Below are 14,067 nucleotides of genomic sequence, written 5' to 3' on the forward strand. Positions count from 1 at the left end.
TATGCAAATTTTGTGTGCAATTCCAGCGCTGCGATGGCGATCAGACCTCGGATTTACCCTCAAACCCAGCATTCAATTGTTGCAGCAACTGCGCCGCAACGGCCACGGCAATCACCTCGGGCTGTTTGCCCAGGATGCCTGGCACCCCGATCGGACAGGTCACATGCTGCAGTTCCTCCGCCGAAAAGCCGCGGCGGCGCAGGCGACTGCGAAACGTCGCCCATTTGGTGGCGCTGCCGATCAGGCCAATGAACGGCAGATCTGCCGCCGTGCGGTGGCGCGTGAGGCAGGCAGCGACGATGTCCAGGTCTTCGGCATGGCTGAAGCTCATGATCAAGACGCGGGAGCCGCTCGCCAGTTGCGGCACGGCGCCGTGCACGGGCTCGGAATGCTCGCACACCACGCTCTCCGGCGCCGGGTCCGGGAAAATGCCGTCGCGGCTATCGATCCAGGTGATCGCGAAAGGCAGAGGCGCCAGCACGCGCACCAGCGCATGGCCCACATGGCCGCCGCCAAACAGCGCCAGAGGCTCGAGCGCGGGCGAGAGGCGTTTTTGCAGGTCCGCAAGCTCAGCATCCTGCGCCGAGAGATTTTCAAACCGCAAGTGCATCACGCCGCCACAGCACTGGCCCAGGCTGGGCCCCAGGGCGTAGCGCAGGGTTTCATTCGGTAGGGTCTTGGGGCCAAGCAAGCGGGTGCGCGCGTGGGCCATGGCCGCAAACTCCACATGGCCGCCACCAATGGTGCCCAGCACCTGATCTTCGAACACCGCCATCCACGCGCCCACTTCGCGCGGCGTGGAGCCCACGGTGCTCTCTATCGTCACAAGACAGGCTGGCGCCCTACGAAGAATTTGCAGGAACTGGTGCAAAAATGCCATCAATCAAGCTCCTCCAAAGACCATCGCTATGAAACCCGATTCCCCGCCACCGACTGTGCCACGCCAGCGCTGGTTTCGCACCGGGCTCATGGCTTCGGTCGCGGCCCTGATCGCCGCCTGCCGCTCGGCGCCCAGTCCGTCACCCAGCGTGCCCCACGTCACCGGCCCTGTCCCTGCGACAAAGGGCTCGGCGCGCCCCTCGGCAGCGAGCGACCCGCGCGCCTACCGCCAGGACGCCGCAACCCACCTCTACGGCCTGAATGCATCCCGCATCTACCAAGGCCGCTTGCCGCCGCTCCTCTATGCCATTGGGGTGCTGCAAGTGGACATCGACGCCCGAGGCCGTGTGCTGCGCACATCCTGGATGCGCGCACCGCACCAGGCACCAGAAGTCATGGCCGAAATCGAGCGCACCGTGCGCGCAGCCGCCCCCTTCCCGGCGCCCGCCCGTATGGGCAAGGTCACCTACACCGACACCTGGCTGTGGGACAAGAGCGGCAAATTTCAACTCGATACCCTGACGGAAGGGCAGGACTAAGTGCATTCCCCTGAGGCGCTTCGCGCCTTCCCCCTTCTCTCGCATGGCTGCGCCATCCGGGAAGGGGGACGATGCCCTCACTGCGGGGCTGCCCTTGCTCGGCATCCCTGACCTGGGCCGCGCCCACTTCATCGCCCGAGCCCTATTCCGCACTCGCAGCCCACTCTCGCTACGACCCCCGGTAGGTCGAATAGCTCCAGGGGCTGACCAGCAGCGGTACGTGGTAGTGCTGATCGGCGTGGGCCACTCCGAAATCCAGACGGACCTGGCCGAGAAAATTCGGCTCCGGCAAGGCCACGCCCTTGCCCTTGAAATAGCGCGCCACATCAAAAGTGAGGCGGTACGTTCCGGTGCGCAGCGAGGCGTTGTCGAACAACGGCGCATCGGTACGTCCATCCTGGTTCAGTACCAGCTCCTTGAGCAACGTGGCCTGCTCACCGTCGGTGGAAAAGAGGGCGACGCGCATGCCAGCCGCCGGGCAGCCATGCATGGTGTCGAGAACGTGGGTACTCAGGCCCATAAGGCGATCTCCTAAAGTTCTGGGGCAGGGCACTTTCTGTGCACCGAAAGTGTATACACTTTTGGCAATCGCGCCTATCATGCCGCCATGGAATCCTCCACCCACGCCATTGTCGAATCGCTGACCCGCGCCATCGTCGAGCACCGCCTGCAGCCCGGCACCAAGCTGGCGGAGCAGAAGCTCGCGGACCATTTTGGTGTCTCCCGCACGCTGGTGCGCCAGGCCCTGTTCCAGCTCGCGCAGAACCGCCTGGTGACGCTGGAGCCCGCACGCGGCGCCTTTGTCTCCACCCCGTCGGCCGACGAAGCGCGCCAGGTGTTTGCCGTGCGCCGCATGCTGGAGACGCAAATGGTGCGCGCCTTTGTGCAGAGCGTCACACCGGCCAAGATCAAGACGCTGCGCGCCCATGTCGCCAGCGAAGCCGCGGCCCTGGGCGCCCAGGACACCAGCGGGCGCACCGAACTGCTGGGCGACTTCCACGTGCGCATTGCCGAACTGATGGGCAACGACGTGCTGGCCCAACTGCTGCGCGACCTGATCTCGCGCTGTGCGCTCATCACGCTGATGTACCAGAGCGCCAGCGAAGCGGCGCACTCGCACGAGGAGCATGCGGAAATCGTCGCCGCGCTGGCGGCGCGCGACGAGGCACGCACGGTGCAACTGATGCACGAGCACCTCGAACATGTGGAAGCCAGCCTCGCCTTCGAGCGCAAACGCCCGGTCAACGACCTTTCGTTGGCGCTCTCACCCCTTTGAATCTGCACACGCCATGACTTACGACAGCACCCTTGCCTACCCGCGCGACCTCGTCGGCTACGGCCCCAAGCCACCGCATGCCCGCTGGCCCGGCGGCGCGCGCATTGCCGTGCAGTTCGTGCTCAATTACGAGGAAGGCGGCGAAAACTGCGTGCTGCATGGCGACGCCGGCTCCGAGCAGTTTCTGTCGGAAATGTTCAACCCCGCGAGCTACCCCGAGCGCCACATCAGCATGGAGGGCATCTACGAATACGGCTCGCGCGCCGGCGTCTGGCGCATCCTGCGGGAATTCCAGCAGCGCGGCCTGCCGCTCACGGTGTTCGGCGTCGCCACGGCGCTGGAGCGCCACCCCGAGGTGGCAAAGGCTTTCGTCCAGGCCGGCCACGAGATCGCCTGCCACGGCCTCAAGTGGATTCACTACCAGCAGGTACCCGAAGCCGTCGAGCGCGAACACATGGCGCAGGCCATGGAAATCATCGAACGCCTCACCGGCACCCGCCCCGAAGGCTGGTACACCGGCCGCGACAGCCCGAACACGCGCCGCCTGGCGGCCGATTTCGGCGGTTTTGCCTACGACAGCGACTACTACGGCGACGACCTGCCGTTCTGGATGAAGGTGCGCAAAACCGACGGCAGCGCAGTGCCCCAGCTCATCGTGCCCTACACGCTGGACTGCAACGATATGCGCTTTGCCCTGCCGCAGGGCTATTCGCACGCCGACCCCTTCTTCCAGTACCTGCGCGATACCTTCGACGTGCTGTATGCCGAAGGCGACCCAGCGGGCCTGGACCGGCCCAAGATGATGAGCATCGGCATGCACTGCCGCCTGCTTGGGCGGCCCGGCCGCATCACCGCCCTGCAGCGCTTTTTGGACCACATCGCGCAGCACCAGGGTGTGTGGGTGTGCCGCCGCATCGACATCGCCCGCCATTGGGCGGAGCAGCATCCTACACCGAAAATTTGAACAAAATTGGCCTCTAGCGCTTATCTGGTAAGCGTTGGCAGCTCACTTTTTGATAGGAAAGCCCATGGTTCTGACCCTGCAGGAACTCAACGCCGCCAGCCCCGCCGAGGCGCTGGCGCTGCTGGACGGCGTCTACGAGCACTCGCCCTGGATTGCAAGCCAAGCCCTGGCCGAGCGCCCGTTTCGCTCGCTCGCCCACCTCAAGCACGCCCTGGCGAGCACCGTGCGCAATGCGCCGGCCGATGCGCAGCTCGCACTGATTCGCGCCCACCCGGAACTGGCCGGCAAGGCCATGGTGAGCCAGACCCTCACGGCGGAATCCACCCACGAGCAGGGCACTGCGGGGCTGACCGATTGCTCCCCCCAAGAATTCGCGCGCATCCAGCAGCTCAATGCAGACTACAACGCGCGCTTTGGCTTCCCCTTCATCCTGGCAGTGCGCGGCCCGCGCGGCACGGGCCTGTCCCGCAGCCAGATCATCGAGACCTTTGCCCGGCGCCTGGACAACCACCCCGACTTCGAGCGCGCCGAGGCGCTGCGCAACATCCACCGCATTGCCGAAATCCGCCTCGCTGACAAGTTCGACGCCCATCCCGTACTCGGCAACGATGTCTGGGATTGGCACGAGTCGCTCGCCCGCCATTCCGACCCCGGCTACGCCGAACAGGGCCAGCTCACCGTCACCTATTTGACCGATGCGCACCGCGCCTGCGCGCAGCGCATCAGCCACTGGATGCGCGACTGCGGCTTTGACGAAGTCGGCATCGACGCCGTGGGCAACGTGGTCGGCAAATACCACGCGGCCGTCGAAGCAAAAGCGGCCAAGACCCTGCTGACCGGCTCGCACTACGACACCGTGCGCAACGGCGGCAAGTACGACGGGCGCCTGGGTATCTTCGTGCCCATGGCCTGCGTGCGCGAGCTGCACCGCGCTGGCAAGCGCCTGCCCTTTGCCATCGAAGTGGTGGGCTTTGCCGAGGAGGAAGGCCAGCGCTACAAGGCCACCTTCCTGGGTTCGGGCGCGCTCATCGGCCACTTCAACCCAGCGTGGCTGGAGCAGCAGGATGCGGACGGCGTCAGCATGCGTGCCGCCATGGAACATGCCGGCCTGTGCATTGCCGACATCCCCAAGCTGCAACGCGACCCGGCGCAGTACCTGGGCTTCATCGAAGTCCACATCGAGCAGGGCCCGGTGCTCAATGAGCTCGATTTGCCGCTGGGCGTCGTCACCTCCATCAACGGTGGCGTGCGCTACGTCGGCGAGATGCTGGGCATGGCCAGCCATGCGGGTACTACCCCCATGGACCGCCGGCGCGACGCTGCAGCGGGCGTGGCCGAGCTGCTGCTGTATGTGGAGCAGCGGGCCGCGCAGGACGGGAACTCGGTGGGCACTATCGGCGTGCTGAACGTGCCCAGTGGGTCGATTAACGTCGTGCCCGGCCGCTGCCAGTTCACCCTGGATCTGCGCGCGCCGAATGACACGCAGCGCGACGCGCTGAGCAAGGATGTGCTGGCCCAGCTCGCCGCCATCGCCACTCGCCGCGGCCTGCACTATCGGCTGGAGGAATCCATGCGCGCCGCCGCCGCGCCCAGCGCAGCGCCCTGGCAACAGCGCTGGGAGCGCGCCGTGGCGGCCTCTGGCATCCCCGTGCACCGCATGCCGAGCGGCGCCGGCCACGACGCCATGAAGCTGCACGAAGTCATGCCCCAGGCCATGCTGTTCGTGCGCGGCGAGAACGCCGGCATCAGCCACAACCCGCTGGAATCGACCACCAACGACGACATGGAGCTGGCCGTGCAGGCCTTCGGCCATGTGCTGCACCAACTTGCCAAGGAACCCACATGACCGCCACGACCGCCGCCGCCCCCTACCAAGCGCTTGACGCCTGGATCGACCAGCATTTCGACGAGGAAGTGGCTTTCTTGCAGGCCCTGGTGCGCGTGCCCACCGACACGCCCCCCGGCAACAACGCGCCGCACGCCGAGCGCACGGCCGAGCTGCTAGCGCCCATGGGCTTCGAGGTGGAGCGCCACGCCGTACCGCAGGCCGAGGTGCAGGCGTATGGCATGCAGAGCATCACCAACCTGATCGTGCGCCGCCCCTACGGCCCTGCAGGCAGTGGCCGCACCGTGGCGCTGAACGCCCATGGCGACGTGGTGCCGCCGGGCGAGGGCTGGACGCACGACCCCTATGGCGCCGAGATCGTGGACGGCAAGATGTACGGCCGCGCCACCGCGGTCAGCAAGGGCGATTTCGCCAGCTTCACGTTCGCGGTGCGCGCGCTCGAAGCGGTGGCCAGGCCCACGCAAGGCGCGGTGGAGCTGCACTTCACCTACGACGAAGAATTTGGCGGTCTGCTCGGCCCGGGCTGGCTGCTCAAGCACGGCCTGACGCATCCTGACTTGCTGCTGGCGGCCGGCTTCTCGTACGAGGTGGTCACCGCGCACAACGGCTGCCTGCAAATGGAAGTGACGGTGCACGGCAAGATGGCGCACGCGGCCGTGCCCGACACCGGTGTCGATGCCCTGCAGGGTGCCGTGCATATCCTCAACGCCCTGTACGCCCTCAACATCGAAAACCGCAAAGTGCTTTCCGAGGTTCCCGGCATCACCCACCCGTACCTGAACGTGGGCCGCATCGAGGGCGGAACCAATACCAACGTCGTCCCCGGCAAAGTCACTTTCAAGCTCGACCGGCGCATGATTCCCGAAGAAAACCCCGCTGAGGTCGAGGCTGGCATCCGCACCTGCATCGCCAAAGCGGCAGGCGAATGCCCCGGCATCACGGTGGACATCCGCCGGCTACTGCTGGCCAATGCCATGACGCCGCTGCCCGGCAACCAGCCGCTGGTCAAGGCCCTGCAAAAGCATGCGGGCGAGGTGTTTGGCGAAGTGCCACCGGCCGTGGGCACCCCGCTCTACACCGACGTGCGCCTGTACGCCGAGCAGGGCATTCCGGGCGTGATCTACGGCGCCGGCCCGCGCACGGTGCTCGAATCCCACGCCAAGCGCGCTGACGAGCGCCTTGACCTGGAAGACCTGCGGCGCGCGACCAAGGTGGTGGCCCGCGCGCTGCATGACCTGCTGGCGCAATCGGCATAACGGCCTTCTGCACGCGGGGCCGCACCGCCCTACACTGGCCGGCGCCTTCTGGCATCCCGCCTGCTCCGCGCATCCGGTGTCCCTCGAAGGTCCGATCCAACCCGAGGAGACACCCCTATGAAACTCCGTCAGACCCTGCTGGCCAGCAGCCTTGCGCTCACGCTGCTCAATTTGGCCGCCTGCGGCTCCGCGCCGCAGGCGGCCGCGCCAACCGCTCCCACCGTTCAGCAAACCACTGCCGCCCAGGACGCGAGCGCCGCCTACGACTTCGACATGGACGTGTTCCACCCCGTGGTGGCGCACCACGGCATGGTGGCGACCGAGCAGGCACTGGCCTCACAGATTGGGCTCGACATCCTCAAGGGCGGCGGCAATGCCGTAGACGCGGCCGTCGGCATCGGCTTTGCCCTGGCCGTGGCCTTGCCCAACGCCGGCAACCTGGGCGGCGGCGGTTTCATGGTGGTGTATGACGCCAAGACCGGCAAAAGCGTGGCGCTCGACTTTCGCGAAATGGCGCCACGCGCGGCCACGCGCGACATGTACCTCGATGCCAAGGGCAATGTGGTGGACGGCAAATCGCTCTTCACGCACTATGCGGTTGGCGTGCCGGGCACGGTGGCCGGCATGGAACACGCCCTGAAGACCTGGGGCACGATGCCGCTGGCCAAGGTGGTGGCACCGGCCGCCGCACTGGCCGAGCAGGGCTACCCGGTCAGCGAAACCCTGGCCAAGGTGCTGCTGCAGACCAGGAAGACCATGGGCCAGTGGCCCGCCACGCAGGCGATCTTCTGGAAGAACGGCGAGCCGCTCAAGTCCGGCGACTTGCTGGTGCAAAAAGACCTGGCCGCCTCCATCCGCCTGATTGGCAGCGAAGGCGCCAAGGCGTTCTACGAGGGCGCGATCGCCACGAGAATCGCCGCCGAAATGGCATCCCACCCAGGCGCCCTCACGCTGGACGACCTGCGCAGCTACAAGGTGGTGGAGCGCGAACCCACGCGCGGCACCTACCGGGGCTATGAGATCGTCACCATGCCGCCGCCCTCCTCCGGTGGCCCACACCTGGTGCAGATGCTCAACATGCTCGAACCCCTGCCGCTGGGCGAGTGGGGGCCCAATAGCGCGCAGACCATCCACTACATGGCCGAGAGCATGAAGCTGGCCTACGCCGACCGCGCGCAATACCTGGGCGACCCCGATTTCGTCAAGATTCCGCTCAAGGGGCTGACGTCCAAGCGCTACGCCGCGCAGCTCGCCGCGGGCATCGACCCCCACCATGCACGCCCCAGCAAGAGCATCCAACCCGGCAAGCCCCAGCCCTACGAAAGCGACCAGACCACGCACTTCTCGGTCGTGGACCAGGCCGGCAATGCGGTGGCCGTCACCTACACGCTGAACACCAATTTCGGCAGCGGCATTGTGGCTGCCGGCACCGGCATCACGCTCAACAACGAAATGGACGATTTCTCCGCCAAGCCCGGCGTGGCCAACGCCTATGGATTGGTGGGGGGCGAGGCCAATGCGGTAGCGGCTGGCAAGCGTCCGCTCTCGTCGATGACGCCGACCTTGGTGCTCAAGGACGGCAAGCCGGTGCTGGTGACCGGCAGCCCGGGCGGCGCGCGCATCATCACCACCGTGCTGCAAACCGTGGTCAACACCATTGACTTTGGCATGAACCCGGCCGAAGCGGCCTCCACGCCGCGCGTGCACCACCAATGGACGCCCGACGAACTGCGCGTGGAAAAGGGCCTCTCCCCCGACACGATGGCCCTGCTGCGCCAGCGCGGGCACAAGGTCGTGGTCAAGGCCTCGATGGGGCGCACGCAGACCATTGGCCTGCGCGGCGGGGTGCTCTACGGCTATTCGGACCCACGCAATCCGGATGGCAAGACGCTGGGCTATTGAGGCGCTCTCATTCCCTTCACAAGCCGCCCCGCGCCGGGCGGCTTTTTTTGGGGTCATGGCAGTTGTGCGCGCGGCATGCAGAATCCGCACTTGCTATTGAATATATAGCTGCATGCGCTTTACCAGTAAGCGATAGAGGCATTTTTTACTAAAACTTTTTCCTCTTTTCAGGTGAGGAAGATCCGCAGCCAGAACCCAGATCGCGCGGGAGCGCAGGGTTTCTCTCTAGTCGAATCTTCTTATGGTTTGTATACACTTTTTGTATGGACTCAGCCGCCATGCACGGCTGAGCGTTGGCGGCCACCCTTTTTCTTCGCACCCCGCAAGGAATGTTTCATGCAAGCGACTGTTCACCCTGTTGACGAACACCTGCCGCTGGGCAGGCTGACTGCGCTGGGACTCCAGCATGTGCTGGTGATGTATGCGGGCGCCATTGCCGTGCCGCTCATCGTCGGGCGCGCCCTCAACCTCACGCCCGACCAGGTGGCCAAGCTGATCTCGGCCGACCTGTTCTGCTGCGGCCTGGTCACGCTGATCCAGGCGCTCGGCGCCACCCAATGGTTCGGCATCAAGCTGCCGGTGATGATGGGGGTGACCTTTGCCTCCGTCGCCCCCATGGTGTCGATGGCGCAGACCACGGGGGGCACCGCCGGCGCCGGGCTGATCTTTGGCTCCATCATCGGCGCGGGAGTCATATCGATCCTGATCGCGCCAGCGGTCAGCCGCATGCTGCGCTTCTTTCCGCCGGTGGTCACCGGCACCATCATTGCCGTGATCGGCATCAGCCTGATGCGGGTCGGTATCAACTGGATTTTTGGCAACCCGGTGGGCCCTACGGCGCCCGCCGTGGTCAACCCGGACTACGTCAAGTGGCTCAGCGAGGTGCAGGCCGCCGTCGGCGCGCCGGGCAGTTCGCTGCCGCCCGTCCCCAAGGGGTTTGCCGTGGTGCCGACCATTCCCAACCCCCGCTATGCCGACTTGACCGGCGTGGGGATTTCGGGGCTGGTGCTGGCAGCCATTTTGCTGATCGCCCGCTTTGCCAAGGGCTTTCTGGCCAACATTTCGGTGCTGCTGGGCATCGTCATTGGAGCGGTCGCCGCCGCTGCCATGGGGCTGATGAACTTTGACAAGGTCGCCAAGGCCGCCTGGTTCGACCTCATCCTGCCCTTCGAGATCGCCACGCCCATCTTCGACCCCATCCTGATCCTCACCATGACGCTCATCATGATCGTGGTGATGATCGAATCGACCGGCATGTTCCTGGCGCTGGGCGAAATGACCGACCGGAAGATCAGCCAGGCGGACCTGGCACGGGGCCTGCGCACCGACGGCCTGGGCACGCTGATTGGCGGCATCTTCAACACCTTCCCCTACACCAGTTTTTCGCAAAACGTGGGCTTGGTGGCGGTCACCGGCGTCAAGAGCCGCTTTGTCTGCGTGGCCGGCGGCGTGATTCTGATCATCCTGGGCGTACTGCCCAAGATGGGCGCGCTGGTGGAATCCCTTCCCACCGTGGTGCTGGGCGGCGCGGGGCTGGTGATGTTCGGCATGGTGGCCGCCACCGGCATCCGCATCCTGGGCGGCGTCGATTTCCGCGACAACCGGGCCAACGCCATGATCGTCGCCGTCTCCATTGGCGTGGGCATGATCCCGCTGGTGGCGCCCAACTTCCGCCAGTGGATGCCGCACGCCATCCACCCGCTGATCGAGTCGGGCATCCTGCTGGCGTCGGTCACGGCCGTTCTGCTCAACGTGTTCTTCAACGGCACCAACGGGGACACCTCGGCTGCCGTCCACGCTGCTCGCCAGGCCCAAGCCCACTGACTGGCGGCGGTGACAAGGCGCGGCCCCGGCAAGCCCGGCGCCGCGCTTTTTTACATCATGGGAAGCGGCCATCCGCAAACCATTGCTCTATGCTTGTAAGGCCTTTGCCTTCTGGAACCTGATATGACCGAACCCCTCAGCAACGCCGAAATGACCCTGCGCGACGCCGCGCGTGAATACCACCGCAACCCGACGCGTGGGAAGATTTCCGTCACTCCTACCAAGACGCTGTCCAACCAGCGCGATCTGGCGCTGGCCTATTCGCCCGGCGTCGCCTACCCGTGCCTGGACATCCAGGCCGACCCGTCGCTCGCCTTTGAATTCACCGCCCGCGGCAACCTGGTAGGCGTGGTCACCAACGGCACCGCCGTGCTCGGCCTGGGCAACATCGGCCCGCTGGCGTCCAAGCCGGTGATGGAAGGCAAGGGGTGTTTGTTCAAGAAGTTCGCCGGTGTCGACGTGTTCGACATCGAACTGGCCGAAAACGACCCGGACAAGCTGGTTGACATGATTGCCGCGCTCGAACCCACGCTGGGCGGCGTCAACCTCGAAGACATCAAGGCGCCCGAGTGCTTCTACATCGAAGAAAAGCTGCGCGAGCGCATGAACATTCCGGTGTTCCACGACGACCAGCACGGCACGGCCATCATTTCATCGGCGGCGCTGCTCAACGGCCTGGAACTGGTGGGCAAGGACATTGCGGCAGTGAAAATCGCCGTCTCGGGCGCCGGTGCCGCAGCGCTCGCCTGCGTGAACGTGATGGTGGGCTTGGGTGTGACGCGCTCCAATGTCTTCATGGTGGACTCCAAGGGCGTCATTTACGAAGGCCGCCCCGGTGGCTACGACGCCTCCAAGGCCCGCTACGCGCAAAAAACCGAGGCGCGCACGCTGGCCGACGTGGTGAGCGGCGCCGATGTGTTCCTGGGCTGCTCGGCCCCCGGCGTGCTCACGGCCGAGATGGTCAAAACCATGGCCGACAAGCCCATCATCCTGGCGCTGGCCAACCCAGAGCCCGAAATCCGCCCCGAACTGGCCAAGGCCGTGCGGCCCGATTGCATCATCGCCACCGGGCGTTCGGACTACCCGAACCAGGTCAACAACGTTCTGTGCTTTCCGTACATCTTCCGCGGCGCGCTCGACTGCGGCGCGACCAAGATCACCGAGGCCATGAAGCTCGCCTGCGTGCGCGAGATCGCCGACTTGGCGAAGGCGGAAATGAGCGACGAAGTGGCGGCTGCCTACGCCGGCCAGGAACTGCGCTTTGGGCCTGACTACCTGATTCCCACGCCGTTTGATGCACGTCTTATCTTGCGCATCGCCCCGGCAGTGGCGCGCGCAGCGCAGGAATCAGGCGTCGCCACACGCCCGATTGAAGACCTGGAAGCCTACCGCCAAAGCCTCACGCGCTTCGTCTACCAGACCAGCATGTTCATGCGCCCGGTCTTTGCCATCGCCAAGGCCCAGCCGCAGCGCGTGGCCTATGCCGAAGGCGAGGACGAGCGCGTGCTGCGCGCCGCGCAGTTTGCTGTGGACGACGGCCTGGCGCGCCCGATTCTGATTGGCCGCCCGGCCGTGATCGAAGCGCGCATCGCCCGCGCCGGTCTGCGCATCCAGCCGGGGCACGACGTCGAGGTCTGCAACCCCGAGGACGACCCGCGCTTTCGCACCTATTGGGAGAGCTACCACGCACTGATGGGCCGCAATGGCGCGACGCCCGAAGCGGCCAAAGCGGCGGTGCGCCGCTCGAACACGCTGATTGCCTCGCTCATGGTGCACCTGGGCGACGCCGACGCCATGCTCTGCGGCCTGGTGGGCAAGTTCGACAGCCATTTGCAGCACATCCGCGACATCTTTGGCGTGGAGCCCGGCGCCCATTGCCTGGCCACCGTCAACGCACTCATGCTGGACAAGCACACGCTGTTCATTGCCGACACCTACATCAATGACAACCCGGATGCCCTGCAGCTCTCGGAAATCGCCCAGATGGCCGCCAAGGTTGTGCACCGCTTTGGCCTTCCGCCCAAGGTGGCTTTCCTGTCGCACTCGAACTACGGCTCGTCGAGCCGGCCTTCGGCGCGAAAAATGCGTGAGGCGCGTGATCTGTTTGCCGCCGCTGCGCCCGACATCGAATGCGACGGCGAGCTGCATGGCGATGCCGCCCTGTCCGAGAGCATCCGCGCGCACAGCTTGCTGGATTCAACGCTGCACGGCTCGGCCAACGTGCTGATCTGCCCCAACTTGGATGCCGCGAACATTCTGTTCAATGTGCTCAAGACCACGGGCGGCCATGGCACCACTATCGGCCCCATTCTGCTGGGCGCAGCCGGCGCGGCCCATGTGCTGACACCCTCGTCCACGGTGCGCCGGGTGGTCAATATGACGGCGCTGGCTGCTGCGCACGCATTGGCAAGAAAGGGCTGAGCGCCCACATCGCCCGGCAACTGCGGGCGATCACGCCGCAAAAGCGCAGCTAGCCGCCTTCTGCGGTCGGCTCGCGCTCCATGAGCGCAGCGACGGCTTCTGCCGGCGAGAGCGTGCCGTCCAACAGCGCCACCACGCCCTCGCTGATCGGCATTTCCACCCCCAGAGCGCGCGCACGTTGCACCACGGTGCGGGCGCAGTACACGCCCTCGGCCACATGACCGAGCGAATCCACCGCTTGGGCCAGTGTCTGGCCCTGCGCCAGGAGCAATCCGACACGCCGGTTGCGGGAGAGGTCTCCCGTGGCGGTCAGCACCAGGTCGCCCAGGCCCGAGAGGCCCATGAAGGTTTCTGCGCGCGCACCCAGCGCGACGCCCAGGCGCGTCATTTCCGCAAGCCCGCGGGTGATGAGCGCCGCACGGGCATTCAAGCCCAGCGCCAGCCCGTCGCACAGGCCGGTGGCGATGGCGAGCACGTTCTTCACCGCACCGCCCACCTCCACGCCGACGATGTCGTCGTTGGCATAGACGCGCACACTCGGGCCGTGGAAGGCGCGCACCAGCGCATCGCGCACGGCCGCATATTCGCTGGCGGCCACCAGTGCTGTAGGCCGACCGGCCGCGACCTCTTGTGCAAAGCTCGGGCCACTCAGCACACCAGCTATTAAATCAGGAGCTACTTGCGCCTGTATTTCATGCCCTAGAAGCCCAAAAGACTGCGAATCCTGGCTGCTCGCCTCGAAGCCTTTGCACAACCAGGCGACCGGCGCGCGGCAGTCGCGCAAGCCGTGCAGCAACCCGCGCAGCGCCGCCATGGGCGCGGCGAGCACCACCAGGTCGGAGGCCTGTGCGCGTGCCAGCAAGTCGGCAGCGTCGCCGCTGGCCAGCCCAAGAGACGGGGGGAAGGCCACGTCGGGCAGATAGCGCGCGTTGCTGCGTGCGGCCTGCATGGCCTGCTCCTGCGCCCTGCTGTGCGCCCACAGCGTGACGGCGTGGCCATCGGGATGGGCGGCCGCACTGATGGCCACCGCCGTCCCCCATGCTCCAGCGCCACAAACTATTATTTTCATAGCTGTCTACACAAGAGAGGAAAGCGCTGGAGGCAAAAAAACCTAAGGCGATGCTGAATAAGTCACCGCGATGGTGCGCGCCGTGCATCGG

11 protein-coding genes are annotated in these 14,067 nt (G+C 65.9%); 8 read left to right on the forward strand and 3 right to left on the reverse strand.

The genetic code is table 11. The features are described from left to right. Nucleotides 1-40: 40 nt before the first annotated feature. On the reverse strand, nt 41-880 hold the full coding sequence (gene xdhC, locus D3F03_RS07735; RefSeq protein WP_119108817.1) for a xanthine dehydrogenase accessory protein XdhC: 840 nt from the start codon (nt 878-880) through the stop codon (nt 41-43). Nucleotides 881-908: 28 nt separating this feature from the next. On the opposite strand from xdhC, the gene D3F03_RS07740 reads away from it, so the two are divergent. Next, the gene (locus D3F03_RS07740) at nt 909-1,418 is read left to right on the forward strand and encodes a hypothetical protein (RefSeq protein ID WP_119108818.1); all 510 of its coding nucleotides are present in this window, start codon (nt 909-911) and stop codon (nt 1,416-1,418) included. A 169-nt stretch (nt 1,419-1,587) separates the two neighbouring features. On the opposite strand, the gene uraH is transcribed toward D3F03_RS07740, so the two are convergent. Next, a complete protein-coding gene (uraH, locus tag D3F03_RS07750; protein ID WP_119108819.1) occupies nt 1,588-1,938 on the reverse strand; it encodes a hydroxyisourate hydrolase in 351 nt (116 codons plus the stop codon). Nucleotides 1,939-2,025: 87 nt separating this feature from the next. Between uraH and D3F03_RS07755 the strand changes: the two genes are divergently transcribed. The 7 genes from D3F03_RS07755 (at nt 2,026) to D3F03_RS07785 (ending at nt 12,907) form a co-directional block, all read left to right on the forward strand. Continuing rightward, the gene (locus tag D3F03_RS07755; protein WP_119108820.1) at nt 2,026-2,694 is read left to right on the forward strand and encodes a GntR family transcriptional regulator; all 669 of its coding nucleotides are present in this window, start codon (nt 2,026-2,028) and stop codon (nt 2,692-2,694) included. Between the two features lie 13 nt (nt 2,695-2,707). Next, nucleotides 2,708-3,658: an allantoinase PuuE gene (gene puuE, locus D3F03_RS07760; RefSeq protein WP_119108821.1), complete on the forward strand. Its 951-nt coding sequence runs from the start codon at nt 2,708-2,710 to the stop codon at nt 3,656-3,658. A 64-nt stretch (nt 3,659-3,722) separates the two neighbouring features. Next, nucleotides 3,723-5,504 carry a 2-oxo-4-hydroxy-4-carboxy-5-ureidoimidazoline decarboxylase gene (gene uraD / locus D3F03_RS07765; protein WP_119108822.1) on the forward strand — a complete coding sequence of 594 codons (1,782 nt, stop codon included), beginning with the start codon at nt 3,723-3,725 and terminating at the stop codon, nt 5,502-5,504. Then, nucleotides 5,501-6,760, forward strand: coding sequence for a M20 family metallopeptidase (locus D3F03_RS07770; RefSeq protein ID WP_119108823.1), 1,260 nt, complete (start codon nt 5,501-5,503; stop codon nt 6,758-6,760). The genes uraD and D3F03_RS07770 overlap by 4 nt, the downstream gene beginning before the upstream one ends. A gap of 117 nt (nt 6,761-6,877) precedes the next feature. Continuing rightward, a complete protein-coding gene (ggt, locus tag D3F03_RS07775; protein ID WP_119108824.1) occupies nt 6,878-8,662 on the forward strand; it encodes a gamma-glutamyltransferase in 1,785 nt (594 codons plus the stop codon). Nucleotides 8,663-8,998: 336 nt separating this feature from the next. Next, nucleotides 8,999-10,486, forward strand: coding sequence for a nucleobase:cation symporter-2 family protein (locus tag D3F03_RS07780; protein ID WP_119108825.1), 1,488 nt, complete (start codon nt 8,999-9,001; stop codon nt 10,484-10,486). 123 nt (nt 10,487-10,609) lie between these two features. Further along, nucleotides 10,610-12,907, forward strand: a complete 2,298-nt coding sequence (locus D3F03_RS07785; protein WP_119108826.1) for an NADP-dependent malic enzyme — start codon at nt 10,610-10,612, stop codon at nt 12,905-12,907. Nucleotides 12,908-12,956: 49 nt separating this feature from the next. On the opposite strand, the gene D3F03_RS07790 is transcribed toward D3F03_RS07785, so the two are convergent. Continuing rightward, a complete protein-coding gene (locus D3F03_RS07790; RefSeq protein ID WP_119108827.1) occupies nt 12,957-13,976 on the reverse strand; it encodes an NAD(P)H-dependent glycerol-3-phosphate dehydrogenase in 1,020 nt (339 codons plus the stop codon). Nucleotides 13,977-14,067 lie beyond the last annotated feature (91 nt).

The organism is Simplicispira hankyongi, assembly GCF_003570885.1.
Classification (GTDB): domain Bacteria; phylum Pseudomonadota; class Gammaproteobacteria; order Burkholderiales; family Burkholderiaceae_C; genus Simplicispira; species Simplicispira hankyongi.